Source organism: Pseudomonas sp. LBUM1678, from assembly GCF_059695575.1.
Genome location: NZ_CP166775.1, coordinates 88,435 through 101,357, shown reverse-complemented (window position 1 = coordinate 101,357; position 12,923 = coordinate 88,435). Strand labels below are relative to the sequence as shown.

Genomic DNA, 12,923 nt, shown 5'->3' with positions numbered 1-12,923 from the left:
GATGAGTAGCGTGTGTTGGTTGGGACTTCAAGGGTTCGAGAAAGTGCAGTAAATCTGAACTTCTGCATCGCATGAGCCGACAGAAGTAATACGAAAAATCACTGCTAGGCTGTATTTCACACCCTGAGGAGAACGCCATGACTGATCACCACACCTACAAGAAAGTCGAGCTTGTCGGCTCGTCCCCTACCAGCATTGAAGATGCAATCAACAACGCGCTGGCCGAAGCCAATAAAAGCATCAAGCATCTGGAATGGTTTGAAGTGACCGAAACCCGAGGACACATCAAGGATGGCAAGGCTGCGCACTTTCAGGTAACGCTCAAAGTCGGGTTCCGGATTGCCAGCAGCTGAGTTGAGCGAGTGTTCTGAACTTGCGCGCTGGCCGAGTGCCATAGGGAATGGCAAAGCCCCACATTTGTACGTCCAGCCGATGGCTGGATGCTCCCTTTGATCCGACCAGGGAATGCGACCGATGAAGCATTTTATTTTAGCGGTAGGTTTGTTAAGCCTTGCCGGAACAGCGTTTGCTGAAGGCAAGTCGTGCGAAGAGCTGAAAGCAGAAATCGCAGCGAGACTTGATGCCAAGGGCATTTCTAATTATTCACTGGAAATTGTCGATAAAGGCACTGCGGCTGACGGAAAAGTCGTTGGCACCTGTGAAAAGGGCACCAAGGTCATCGTCTACAAGAAAGACTGATTTCCCTTACAGATGAAAAAGCCGACGCACTGCGTCGGCTTTTTTATGGGCGTCGTCCGAGCCTCAGCCCTTCATGATTTGCGCCAGCAACTCATAGGAGTGCACGCGATCGGAATGTTCGTACAAGTCGCAGGTGAAAATCAGCTCGTCTGCCTGGGTCTGCTCGATCAGCACTTCCAGTTTGGCGCGGATTTTCTGCGGACTGCCGACCATCGCAAGACCGAGGAAATCGCCAACGGCTTCTTTCTCATGAGGTAGCCACAGGCCATCCATGGTTTTCACGGGCGGACGCTGCACCAGGCTTTGGCCACGCATCAACGCCAGGATGCGCTGATAGACCGAAGTCGCCAGGTAATCCGCCTGTTCGTCAGTGTCCGCAGCCACCAGCGGCACACCGAGCATCACATACGGTTTATCCAACACCGCTGAAGGCTTGAAGTGATTGCGGTAGACGCGAATCGCCTCGTGCATGAAGCGCGGTGCGAAATGGGAAGCGAAGGCGTAGGGCAAACCGCGCTCGCCGGCCAGTTGAGCACTGAACAGGCTGGAGCCCAGCAGCCAGACAGGGACATTGGTGCCGGTGCCCGGCATGGCGATGATCCGCTGGTCCGGCGTGCGCGGACCGAGGTAACGCATCAGCTCGGCGACATCTTCCGGAAACTCGTCGGCGCTGCCGGAACGTTCGCGGCGCAAGGCGCGGGCGGTCATTTGATCGGAACCGGGGGCGCGGCCCAGGCCCAGATCGATCCGCCCTGGATACAGGCTTTCGAGGGTGCCGAATTGCTCCGCGATCACCAACGGCGCGTGGTTGGGCAACATCACGCCACCCGACCCGACACGAATGGTCGAAGTGCCACCGGCCAGGTAGCCGAGCAGTACCGAGGTGGCCGAACTGGCGATGCCGTCCATGTTGTGGTGTTCGGCGACCCAGAAGCGGTTATAGCCGAATTTTTCGACGTGCTGCGCCAGGTCCAGGGAGTTGCGCAGCGACTGGGCCGCGCTGCCGTTCTCTCGCACGGGCACCAGATCAAGGGTCGAGAACTTGATATCGGACAGTCGTTTCATAAGCCTGCTTCTCCAATTGAGGGCGCAGGTTTTTCTCGCGAACGAAAACCTGCCGAATCTATAAGCGTGCTTCATGCAATGAGGGCATATACCCGAGATTCAATAGCCAGGACAAAAAATCCTACGAAAACGGTAGGACTAATGAGATCAGGTGAACTTTGCACCGCCGTCTATCCTCAGAACCCTAGCAACCGAAAACCACGAAGGTGCGACGTTTCGCACCGAATCTTGAGGAGGCAGACATGGCTATTACGAAGAAAGCATCGGCTCATTGGGAAGGTGATCTGAAAACCGGTATCGGCTCGATCTCCACTGAAACCGGTGTGCTCAGAGAAGCACCGTACGGCTTCAAGGCTCGTTTCGAAGGCGGCAAAGGCACCAATCCGGAAGAGCTGATCGGCGCGGCCCATGCGGGCTGTTTCTCCATGGCGTTTTCGATGATTCTGGGCGATGCCGGGCTCAAGGCTGACAGCATCGATACCAACGCTGAAGTCACGCTGGACCAGGTCGACGGTGGTTTTGCGATCACGGCGGTGAAGCTCATCCTCAAGGCGAAAATCCCCGGGGCGACTCAGGCGCAGTTCGAGGAACTGAGCAACAAGGCCAAAGAAGGCTGCCCGGTGTCCAAAGTGTTGAATGCGAAGATCAGTCTGGATGCGACGTTGGTCAGCTGATAATCAGGCGCTGAATGTACTGACGCCTTCGCGAGCAAGCTAGCTCCCACATTGGAATGCATTTCAAAATGTGGGAGCGAGCTTGCTTGCGAAGGCGATCTTGTAAGCGACACATTCCCATCGGCTAAACATGAGCTTTGTGAGCAATGTCAGAACTCGCTTCGCAAAACTGTGGTCGAATAAATGACAGCAGCCGAAACGCAGTACCCTGCGCGCTGCCTCAATGGAGCTTCAACCATGAAACGTTTTGCCTTGGCGATTATCTGTTGCGCGCTGGCCACTTCGGCCCTCGCGGCACCGAAATCCTGTGAAGAGCTCAAGGCCGAGATCGAGGCCAAGATCCAGGCCAATAACGTCTCGTCCTACACCCTGGAAATCGTCACCAATGACGAAGTCCACGATCAGAACATGGTCGTCGGCAGTTGCGAGAACGGCACCAGGAAAATCATCTACCAGAAAAACGACCGCTGATTCGCCTCACATCAGGCAATAGGCTTCTCGATCTTCGGCAACGATCTCCCGCTTGGCGTTGTACAGCCGGGCGCCGGGAGTGAACGCTATCGAACGGCCTTCGAGGACATAACGCTGGCCGGCTTCGAAATGATCGTAGTGAATGGTCAGGTAGCACAGCCGTTCCGTGGGACCATTCATCGCACCTAATCCCCCACCACCGGGCACTTCAAAGTCGAATCTGACCACCAGCTCATGGCTGCCGGGAGTGACCTGGAAAAAACGCCCGTCGCGCATGCGCTGCTTGTCCAGCCGCTCCGCCATCAGCAACTTATCGTTGGGGAATGGCGTCGAGAACTCGATCCAGGCCATCTGCGGATTTACCGCCGGTAACGGGCTCTGGCAGCCAGCAACCACACTTGCAGCGAGCAAAAGCATCAACCTGCGCATGATGAATGTCCCAAAGGATGGTCATCAGCATAGCGCTGATCAGCTGCGTTGGCAGCCCGCCGGTGTGCCCTGGCCAATCACTTTTCGTTGCTGATCATAGAGCTTTGCCCACGGCCGGAAGCCGATATTCCCCGCTTGCAGCTGATACCGCTCACCGGCGTTGAAGTCGTTGAATTTCACATTCAACTGGCAGTCACGCCATAACGGTTGCGCGTCGGGGCCGATGTTGGTGGGCTGGACCGGAAACTGGTAACGAACCGTCAGCTCATGACTGCCCGGATGAACCTCGAAATAGCGCTTGTCGGTGGAGGTTTTGTCATCGACTTCCCACGCTTGCAACGCGGTGTCTTCTTGCTTTGATTCCAGGTCGATCCACGCTTGAGCCGGATCTTGGTGAGGTAATCCAAATCCAGCACAGCCGGTGAGCATCAACAAGCCTCCCGTTAGCATCAACTTGCGCATGGCGGAGCTCCAGTCAGGCGGGATAGTCTTGCGGGCAGACTTTCCAGGGATGATTTTATTTTGATCAGGCCGCTTCCAAGCCTTGGGTTACTTGATCGCGTTTTGCGCGTTTTGTTTCCAAGTGTGTTGCTTTTATTGCTCAGCGGTTGCGCGGGCGTCAGCTATTACAGCCAATTGGCCAGTGGTCAGCTGCAATTGCTGCGGGCCAGGGAGCCGGTGGCCGAGGTGCTTGCCGATCCGTCTCGCGATCCGATGCTGCGTGCGCATCTGACGCAGTCGCAAAAGGCCCGGACATTCGCCAGCCAACAGCTGCATCTGCCGGATAACCAGAGCTACCGGCTATACGCCGACATTGGCCGGCCGTTCGTGGTCTGGAACGTCTTTGCCACGCCGGAATTTTCCCTGACACCGCAAAACCATTGCTTCCCCATCGCCGGTTGCGTTGCCTATCGCGGTTACTACAGCCAGAGCGCTGCCCGCGGCGAGGCTGCCTTGCAGCGTTTGCAAGGTATGGACGTATCGATTGGCGGCGTCGAGGCCTATTCGACGCTCGGCTGGTTCAACGATCCGATTATTAGTTCAATGATGGGCTGGGGCGACGAGCGGCTGGCAACGCTGATCTTCCACGAGCTCGCTCACCAGCGCTTCTATGTGAAGGACGACACCGAGTTCAACGAGTCTTTCGCCACCTTCGTCGAACAGGAAGGCACCCGGCAATGGCGCGCATCGCGCGGTCTGGCACCCGACAACGGCGCGCAGGTGCAGCAGCGGGACCAATTCATTCAGTTGGTTCTGGACACTCGCACACGGCTTGAAAAGCTCTACGCCCTACCGCTGCCCGCCGACCAGATGCGCCAACGCAAAGCGGCGGAGTTCGAACAACTGCGCCATGAGTATCGACAACTGCGCGACAGCCAATGGGCCGGGGACAAACGCTACGACGCGTGGATCAATGCACCGATGAACAATGCCCGGTTGTTGCCGTTTGGTTTGTATGACCAATGGGTGCCGGCGTTTGCGGCGTTGTACAGGCAGGTGGGTGGGGATTGGGTGAGGTTTTATGCAGCAGTCGAGCAGCTTGGTGCGTTGCCGGTTGAGAAGCGCAAGGCGGCGCTGAAGGCATTGGCAGGACCATAGAATTTCGATGTCTGAGCGGTCCCCATCGCGAGCAGGCTCGCTCCCACAGGGTTTCGGCGTCGGTCACAAATCTCGGGCACAACCTCAATCCAATGTGGGAGCGAGCCTGCTCGCAATAGCAATCCAACTAACGCTGCAAAAACGCCTGATGCATCTCGTCCAGCGTTTCGAAGTGATAGGCCGGCGCTTCTGCGCTCAATTCTTCCCGGCTGCCAAAACCGTAACCCACCGCCGCCGCATCCAGCCCGTTGCTGCGTGCGCCGATCAGGTCATGCTTTCGATCGCCGATCATCAGGGTGTTGGCCGGGTCCAGGCCTTCTTCGGCCATCAGGTGGGCAATCAACTCGACCTTGTTGGTGCGTGTCCCGTCCAGTTCGCTGCCGTAAATCACTTTGAAGTGCTTGGCGAAGTCGAAGTGCCGGGCGATTTCCCGGGCAAAAATCCACGGCTTGGAGGTTGCGATGTACAACTGCCGCCCTTGCCCGCTGAGGGTTTCCAGCAGCGGAGTCACGCCATCAAACACACGGTTCTCGTACAGGCCGGTGACCTTGAAGCGTTCGCGGTAGAAGTTCACCGCTTCCCAGGCCTTGGGCTCGTCGAAGTCGTAGAACTGCATGAACGCTTGCAACAACGGCGGACCGATGAAGTGTTCAAGCTTGCTCAGGTCGGGTTCATCAATGCCCAGTTTGCTCAGGGCGAACTGGATCGAACGGGTGATGCCCTCGCGCGGGTCGGTCAGGGTGCCATCGAGGTCGAACAGTACGGTTTGGTAATGCATGTTGAATCCTGAATAAGGGCGCAGGGTCAGAGCTGGTCGTAGCCTTCAGCCAGATGCAAATTCTTGAGCTTCACGTAGTTCGCCGCGCTGTAGGTGAAAAAGGCGTTTTCCTTGTCCGTCAGCGGGCGGATTTGTTTCACCGGGCTACCCACATAAAGGAAGCCGCTTTCCAGACGCTTACCCGGCGGCACCAGGCTGCCAGCGCCAACGATCACATCATCCTCGATCACCGCACCGTCCATGACGATGCTGCCCATGCCGATCAGAACCCGATTGCCGACGCTGCAGCCATGCAGCATGACCTTATGGGCAACGGTCACGTCGTCTCCGATCAAGCAGGGAAAACCATCGGGATTGAACGGCCCGGCGTGGGTGATGTGCAGCACGCAGCCATCCTGAACACTGGAGCGCGCGCCGATACGGATACGGTGCATGTCGCCACGAATCACCGTCAGCGGCCATACAGAGCTGTCTTCGCCGATTTCGACGTCGCCGATCACCACCGCCGAGCCGTCGACAAAGGCGCCTTTGCCCAGCAGCGGCATGTGGTTTTGATACTTGCGAAGGGTCACGATAGGGTTTCTCTCTGTTGCCGATAGCTGCGGTGAGCGTCGATTGTAATTAAGATGGCCGCATGTTTCTTCCAGCCAAGGTGCCAACCGTGAGCGTGAACAACCCTCTTTTGCAGTCCTACGACCTGCCGCCGTTCTCGGCGATCCGTGCCGAACACGTGCAACCGGCCATTGAACAGATCCTGGCTGACAACCGTGCCGCCATTATCGAGATCCTCAACACTCAGGGCAAACAACCGACCTGGGCCGGCCTGGTGCTGGCGATGGACGAACTGAACGATCGCCTGGGCGCGGCCTGGAGCCCGGTCAGCCACCTGAATGCTGTGTGCAACAGCGCTGAATTGCGCGAAGCCTACGAGTCCTGCCTGCCGGCCTTGAGCGCCTACTCCACCGAGCTGGGCCAGAACCGTGAGTTGTTCGAAGCCTTCGAAGCCTTGGCCAACAGCCCGGAAGCCGCCGGTTTCGACGTGGCGCAGAAAACTATCCTGGAACACGCGCTGCGTGACTTCCGTCTGTCGGGTATCGACCTGCCGGAAGCCGAGCAAAAGCGTTACGCCGAAGTGCAAAGCAAATTGTCGGAGCTGGGCAGCCGCTTCTCCAACCAGCTGCTCGACGCGACGCAAGCCTGGACCAAGCACGTGACCGACGAAGCCACCCTCGCCGGCCTCACCGACTCGGCCAAGGCGCAAATGGCTGCGGCTGCCCAAGCCAAAGACCTGGACGGCTTCCTGATCACCCTGGAATTCCCGAGCTATTACGCGGTGATGACCTACGCCCAGGACCGTGCCCTGCGCGAAGAAGTCTACGCCGCCTATTGCACTCGTGCGTCGGACCAAGGCCCGAACGCCGGTCAGAACGATAACGGCCCGGTCATGGAAGAAATCCTCGACCTGCGTCAGGAGCTTGCAAAACTGTTGGGCTTCGCCAGTTTCTCGGAACTGAGCCTGGCCACCAAAATGGCCGAATCCAGCGATCAGGTACTGAGTTTCCTGCGCGACCTGGCCAAACGCAGCAAACCGTTCGCCGCTCAGGACCTGGAACAGCTGAAGGCCTACGCCGCCGAACAAGGCTGCCCGGACCTGCAAAGCTGGGACAGCGGTTTCTACGGCGAGAAACTTCGTGAACAACGTTACAGCGTTGCCCAGGAAGCACTGCGCGCTTACTTCCCGATCGATAAAGTGCTGGGCGGCCTGTTCGCGATCGTTCAGCGCCTGTACGGCATCGAGATTGCCGAACTCAAAGGCTTCGACGCCTGGCACCCGGACGTTCGCCTGTTCGAAATCAAGGAAAACGGCCAACACGTCGGCCGCTTCTTCTTCGATCTCTATGCGCGCGCCAACAAGCGTGGCGGTGCCTGGATGGATGGCGCCCGTGACCGTCGCCGCACGATCAGCGGCGTGCTGCAAAGCCCGGTGGCCAATCTGGTGTGCAACTTCACCCCGGCCGACAGCGGCAAACCCGCCCTGCTGACCCACGATGAAGTCACCACGCTGTTCCACGAATTCGGTCACGGTCTGCACCACCTGCTGACCCGCGTTGAACACGCTGGTGTGTCCGGCATCAACGGCGTGGCCTGGGATGCGGTCGAGCTGCCAAGCCAGTTCATGGAGAACTGGTGCTGGGAGCCGGAAGGTCTGGCGCTGATCTCCGGTCACTACGAAACCGGCGAGCCGCTGCCTCAGGACCTGCTGGAAAAAATGCTCGCGGCGAAGAACTTCCAGTCCGGCCTGATGATGGTCCGTCAGCTGGAGTTCTCGCTGTTCGACTTCGAACTGCACGCCACCCACGGCGACGGCCGCAGCGTGCTGCAACTGCTCGAAGGCGTGCGTGACGAGGTGTCGGTGATGCGCCCACCGGCCTACAACCGTTTTCCGAACAGTTTCGCCCACATCTTCGCCGGCGGTTACGCGGCGGGTTACTACAGCTACAAGTGGGCTGAAGTGCTATCGGCTGATGCCTTCTCGAAGTTCGAAGAAGACGGCGTACTGAATGCCGAAACAGGTCGTGCGTTCCGCGAAGCGATCCTGGCGCGCGGCGGTTCTCAGGAGCCGATGGTGCTGTTCGTCGACTTCCGTGGCCGTGCGCCCTCGATTGACGCACTCTTGCGCCATAGCGGCCTGAGTGAGGGCGCGGCAGCATGAGTGAGGGACCTGTGATCACGAAAAAGCGCTTTATCGCCGGGGCGGTCTGTCCGGCATGCAGCGAGCCGGACAAATTGATGATGTGGAACGAAGACGAGGTCCCGCATCGCGAATGCGTGGCCTGCGGTTATTCGGACACGCTCAATGAACAAGGTCTGTCGGTGCCCAAGGAATTGGGCACGCGGGTCAATACTTCGGCGCTGAAAGTACCGGACGCCAAGGTTCAGGCCGTGCAATTCTTCCCGAACCCGAAGCTGAAAAAAAAGCCTGACGAGCAACATTGAGTCAGCTCCACCTTCCACCCTTTGACGGGGTGGAAGGTGGTATCTATTTACCACCCTTCCCCTGCGCTTCCTCCTTAGGCTGATTCCTTCAGCCCTATTCAAGGAAGACGCCATGCCTGATACCAATCCGCTTTTACAGCGCTGGGACCTGCCGCCCTGGCCGGACATCCGTGCCGAACATCTGGTGCCCGCCATCGACACCCTCATTGCTGACAATCGCCAGGCCATTGCCGGGATTATCGCGAGCCAGTCCGCAATCCCGAACTGGGACGATCTGGTGCTGGCCGTTGATGAAACCGATGCGCGCCTCGATGAGGCCGTGGGCATCATCGACACCCTTTCAACGGTGAAACATGAGGGCAAGACCTGGGACACAGCGAGCGCCAAGTGCAGTGAGGCCATTGCGCAGTACAAGTCCGAAAAGATGAGCAATCAGGCACTGTTCCGGACTTATCAACGGCTGGCGCAGAGTCCGGCCGCAGTAAATTACTATGAACCGCGCAAAGCAGTCTTGAACAAGATTCTGCGCAGGTTTCGCTTGTCCGGCATCGACTTGCCTATCGAACAACAGCAGACGCTGGCTCGGCTGAATCGCGACATCGGTGTGCTGCGAAGCGTGTTCCTGACCAACCTGGAACGGGCCAGCGCAGCCTGGAGCAAGCGCATCGACGATGTCACGCAATTGAACGGTTTGTCCGCGGCGACCCTGGAGCGTCTGGCGCTCAACGCACAACAGGCGGGGCATGAAGGCTGGCTGATGCGTCTGGACCAGGACACCTACACTCGAGTCATGGCGTATACCGAAGACCAATCTTTGCGCGAAGAATACTTTGTCGCCTATTCCACCCGGGCTTCCGATCAAGGGCCCCGCGCCGGGCAATTCGATAATGGTCCAGTGCTGGAAGCACTGTTGTCGCTGCGTCACCAGAAAGCCAGGTTGCTTGGGTACGAGAACTTCGCGCAACTCAGCCTCGTAACGGAAATGGCCGAATCCACCGAGCAAGTCACCGGTTTCCTGCGGCGGCAAATTCTGCAGGCAACACCAGGCTTCGAGACGGATGCACAGGAACTCAAGGCGTTTGCTCTTGAGCGCGGCATGACTGAGGTCCACCCCTGGGACCACGAGTTTCTCGCCGAACAATTACGCCAGCAACGTCTGGGCGGGGCGCTGAAAAACCTGCGAACGTACTTCCCGCTGGACGGGACATTGCTGCGCCTTTGCCTGTTCAGCGAGCGTATGTTTGGCATCCGGATCGTCGAGCAGACGGTATTCAGCCGCTGGCATGACAGCGTGCGCCTGTTTGAGATCAGCGAGCACGGCCAAGTTGTCGGGCACATTTACCTCGACCCTTTTCATCGGGATGAAGCACCTGACTTTGCCTGGACCGCCACCCTACGCAATCGGCGGCTGGACGCCGAAGGTCGATTGACGCTGCCGATCGCTGTGCTTCATGGCAACTTCACGCCCGGGAATGCCGAGTACCCATGCCTTCTCGCCCACAAGGACCTGCGCGTTTTGTTTCATGAGTTCGGCCATTGCTTGCAGCACGTTCTGACGCGCTCGCCTCACCATCGCCTGTCCGGTATTACCCAACTGGGGCGCGACACCGCAGAGTTCACGGGGCAATTGTTCGAGCTTTGGTGCCTGTCAGGGGAGTTTCTGCTGTGGCTGGCCGCTCATTACCAGACAGGCGAGCGCCTGAGCGAAGCACGAGTCGACGCAGCGCTGACAGCCATTCACACCCAGACCAGTCGGCAAACCGCAGAGCTGTTAATGACCTCATTGTTCGACTTCGAATTGCATCGCAGCCAAGGTGATGGCCGCAGCGTGAAGCAAATCTTCGACGACGTGCTACGCGAGATTCCCCACCTGGAACTGCCGCCCTACTGTCGGTTCGCCAATAGCTTCGATTACATGGTGACCGGGTATGCGGCGGCGGTTTATGCCTACAAATGGTCGGGCGTACTGGCGACCGAGGCGTTCAAACGGTTTCAGCAGGAGTGGGTGTTCAACCCGCAGACAGGCCGGGCCTTTCGCGAAGCCTTTTTTTCACCGGGCGATTCGCGCTCGCTGCTGGTCGCCCTGGAAGAATTCCTCGGACAGCCGATCGCCGACAATTTTTTCGTGTCTGCGCCAGCCACCGCTGCCAGTTGAGCCGATGCTTATTCGACGTGGGCAGATTTAAACCAACTCTTCATCGAGCAAGCCGCAAACGGGCTGGTGCTGCAATCACCGTTGGCTAGCGCGGTTCGAAGCTTGTCGGCATCGGCCTGCATCATGTAACGCACGCCATCCTTGAAATGGATGCTGTCACCGAAGCCGCCCTGGGTCATTTCGCTCAAGGCGTCTTCCTTGCTCCAGCCTTGCACCACCACCCGATACATCGCCGCCATCAGGCCGGTGCGGTCCGAACCGTGTTTGCAGTGCATGAGCACCGGGCCATTGGATTCGGCGGTCTGGATGGCGCGAAGGGCTTTGAGGACTTGCGCATCATCGACGTGATTGGTGCGATAGGGCAGTTGCACCTGAGCAATGCCCGGCGTGGACAACCAGCTTGAGTCCGACTCGGGCAGAAAGGTGATCACGGTGGCGATGTTGAGTTTCTTCAATAACGGCACGGCACCTCTGTCAGGCAAGGCGCTGCGGTAAAGCGTCGGGGACATTTGATAGAGGTTGTATTGCACTTCGACCGGTTGGGCCCATTCCGCCGGGCGGGGCAGGTCGGTGTCATCTGCGTGGGCCAGGGTCAGATTGAGCAAAGCGATGATCGAAAGACACATCACGGGGAAAAGACGCGATAGGGACATGCTCAAGGGTGACCGTCAGAAAGTTGAGGAGAGGCCCCCAGACTCAACCTTCAGCGGTCAAAGGCCTGTGAGGCCGCCGTCAAAGAATCGTGAACCCGACCCCTGCAGATGCAGATGCCGAACGGCACTGGTCGCCGTGCCGGATCTCGAATACTGTATGCACATACAGCAAAGAGTATTGAGCCATGAGCACGCCCTTGCCCCCTCGCGGCCGCGGCACCGCAACCAACCCGCACAACCGCTTCGCACCGAATCGCTCAGTGGCCGAGGATGACGGCTGGTATCAGGAAGCGCCGATCACACAGGGCACGGAAGTGCGCATCGAAACGGCGAAAACCATCATCACCCGCAACAATTCCCCGGACTTGCCTTTTGATCGCTCGATCAATCCCTACCGCGGCTGCGAGCACGGTTGCATCTACTGCTATGCACGACCCAGCCACGCCTATTGGGACATGTCACCCGGGCTCGATTTCGAAACCAAACTGATCGCCAAGACCAACGCCGCCGATGTGCTGGAAGAGCAACTGTCCAAACGCGGCTATCAATGCGCGCCAATCAATCTGGGTTCCAACACCGATCCCTATCAGCCGATCGAGCGCGAACATAAAATCACCCGCAAGACCCTTGAAGTGCTGCTGCGTTATCGGCATCCGGTCACGATCATCACCAAGGGCTCGCTGATTCTGCGGGATCTGGACCTGCTGGCCGAACTCGCCGAGCAGAGGCTGGTGGCGGTGATGATCAGCCTCACCACCCTCGACGATGAACTCAAACGCATTCTCGAACCGCGTGCCGCTGCGCCCAAGGCCCGGCTGCGGGCCATCCGGGTGATGCGCGAAGCCGGCATCCCCGTGGGCGTGCTGTGTTCGCCGATGATTCCGATGATCAACGACAGCGAACTCGAAAGCCTGCTCGCCGAGGCGCATGCCGCCGGTGCCCAGAGTGCGGCCTACATGATGTTGCGTCTGCCGCTGGAGGTGGCGCCGCTGTTCGAGGAATGGCTGGCCGCCCACTATCCGCAGCGTGCCGCTCATGTGTTGAGCCTGATCCGCCAGAGCCGTGGCGGGGAGCTCTACGACAGCCGGTTTGGCGCCCGGATGCGCGGTGAAGGGCCGTTTGCCGATCTGTTGGCGCAACGTTTTGCCAAAACCATCAGGCGCCGTGGGCTCAATCGGCGGGAAGGATTCGACCTGGACTGCGATGCCTTCTGTCCGCCGGGTCGCCAGATGTCACTGATTTGAGGACAATTGGCCTATGGTTGAGTAGTGGGAAAAACACTTGGCCATTACGCTGGTCACGTTTTTTGTGACCTGGAAGACACGTTCTAGAGCGCTTGATTCAGTTTGAGTTAAGTTTCGACCGCTACCTTGTTCATCGAGTGACTGACGGGTCGAGATTTT

The 12,923-nt window shown here is 58.5% G+C and carries 15 protein-coding genes; 9 read left to right on the top strand and 6 right to left on the bottom strand.

Annotated elements, in window-relative coordinates; translation table 11 throughout:
- Nucleotides 1–137 precede the first annotated feature (137 nt).
- Nucleotides 138–353: a dodecin gene (locus ACA070_RS00490; protein ID WP_042556997.1), complete on the top strand. Its 216-nt coding sequence runs from the start codon at nt 138–140 to the stop codon at nt 351–353.
- A 121-nt stretch (nt 354–474) separates the two neighbouring features.
- Complete coding sequence (locus ACA070_RS00485; RefSeq protein ID WP_497449631.1) at nt 475–699, top strand: DUF1161 domain-containing protein; 225 nt, start codon at nt 475–477, stop codon at nt 697–699.
- A 63-nt stretch (nt 700–762) separates the two neighbouring features.
- Here the strand turns inward: ACA070_RS00485 and ACA070_RS00480 are convergent, their stop codons facing one another.
- On the bottom strand, nt 763–1,764 hold the full coding sequence (locus ACA070_RS00480; protein ID WP_497449630.1) for an LLM class flavin-dependent oxidoreductase: 1,002 nt from the start codon (nt 1,762–1,764) through the stop codon (nt 763–765).
- A 242-nt stretch (nt 1,765–2,006) separates the two neighbouring features.
- On the opposite strand from ACA070_RS00480, the gene ACA070_RS00475 reads away from it, so the two are divergent.
- Together ACA070_RS00475 and ACA070_RS00470 are read left to right on the top strand one after the other, a co-directional pair.
- Entirely contained in the window at nt 2,007–2,438 is a 432-nt protein-coding gene (locus ACA070_RS00475) for an OsmC family protein (RefSeq protein WP_008152515.1), read from the top strand.
- 237 nt (nt 2,439–2,675) lie between these two features.
- Entirely contained in the window at nt 2,676–2,909 is a 234-nt protein-coding gene (locus tag ACA070_RS00470; protein ID WP_438660436.1) for a DUF1161 domain-containing protein, read from the top strand.
- 6 nt (nt 2,910–2,915) lie between these two features.
- Here ACA070_RS00470 and ACA070_RS00465 read toward each other — a convergent pair whose 3' ends face one another.
- Both ACA070_RS00465 and ACA070_RS00460 read right to left on the bottom strand, forming a co-directional pair.
- Nucleotides 2,916–3,338: a PA0061/PA0062 family lipoprotein gene (locus ACA070_RS00465; protein ID WP_497449629.1), complete on the bottom strand. Its 423-nt coding sequence runs from the start codon at nt 3,336–3,338 to the stop codon at nt 2,916–2,918.
- 39 nt (nt 3,339–3,377) lie between these two features.
- On the bottom strand, nt 3,378–3,800 hold the full coding sequence (locus ACA070_RS00460) for a PA0061/PA0062 family lipoprotein (protein WP_497449628.1): 423 nt from the start codon (nt 3,798–3,800) through the stop codon (nt 3,378–3,380).
- 60 nt (nt 3,801–3,860) lie between these two features.
- On the opposite strand from ACA070_RS00460, the gene ACA070_RS00455 reads away from it, so the two are divergent.
- Nucleotides 3,861–4,937 (top strand): aminopeptidase, encoded by a 1,077-nt coding sequence (locus ACA070_RS00455; protein ID WP_497449627.1) that lies wholly within the window; start codon nt 3,861–3,863, stop codon nt 4,935–4,937.
- 127 nt (nt 4,938–5,064) lie between these two features.
- Here ACA070_RS00455 and ACA070_RS00450 read toward each other — a convergent pair whose 3' ends face one another.
- Together ACA070_RS00450 and ACA070_RS00445 are read right to left on the bottom strand one after the other, a co-directional pair.
- Complete coding sequence (locus tag ACA070_RS00450; RefSeq protein WP_497449626.1) at nt 5,065–5,715, bottom strand: HAD family hydrolase; 651 nt, start codon at nt 5,713–5,715, stop codon at nt 5,065–5,067.
- 26 nt (nt 5,716–5,741) lie between these two features.
- On the bottom strand, nt 5,742–6,287 hold the full coding sequence (locus ACA070_RS00445; RefSeq protein ID WP_497449625.1) for a gamma carbonic anhydrase family protein: 546 nt from the start codon (nt 6,285–6,287) through the stop codon (nt 5,742–5,744).
- A 62-nt stretch (nt 6,288–6,349) separates the two neighbouring features.
- Between ACA070_RS00445 and prlC the strand changes: the two genes are divergently transcribed.
- From prlC to ACA070_RS00430, 3 genes are all read left to right on the top strand, one after another.
- Nucleotides 6,350–8,428 (top strand): oligopeptidase A, encoded by a 2,079-nt coding sequence (gene prlC, locus ACA070_RS00440; RefSeq protein ID WP_497449624.1) that lies wholly within the window; start codon nt 6,350–6,352, stop codon nt 8,426–8,428.
- On the top strand, nt 8,425–8,712 hold the full coding sequence (locus tag ACA070_RS00435) for a YheV family putative zinc ribbon protein (RefSeq protein ID WP_008152496.1): 288 nt from the start codon (nt 8,425–8,427) through the stop codon (nt 8,710–8,712). The genes prlC and ACA070_RS00435 overlap by 4 nt, the downstream gene beginning before the upstream one ends.
- A 112-nt stretch (nt 8,713–8,824) precedes the next feature.
- Nucleotides 8,825–10,867, top strand: coding sequence for a M3 family metallopeptidase (locus ACA070_RS00430; RefSeq protein ID WP_497449623.1), 2,043 nt, complete (start codon nt 8,825–8,827; stop codon nt 10,865–10,867).
- A gap of 8 nt (nt 10,868–10,875) precedes the next feature.
- Here the strand turns inward: ACA070_RS00430 and ACA070_RS00425 are convergent, their stop codons facing one another.
- Nucleotides 10,876–11,520, bottom strand: coding sequence for a phosphatase domain-containing protein (locus ACA070_RS00425; RefSeq protein ID WP_497449622.1), 645 nt, complete (start codon nt 11,518–11,520; stop codon nt 10,876–10,878).
- Between the two features lie 185 nt (nt 11,521–11,705).
- On the opposite strand from ACA070_RS00425, the gene ACA070_RS00420 reads away from it, so the two are divergent.
- Nucleotides 11,706–12,764, top strand: a complete 1,059-nt coding sequence (locus tag ACA070_RS00420; protein ID WP_497449621.1) for a PA0069 family radical SAM protein — start codon at nt 11,706–11,708, stop codon at nt 12,762–12,764.
- The last annotated feature ends 159 nt before the right edge of the window (nt 12,765–12,923 follow it).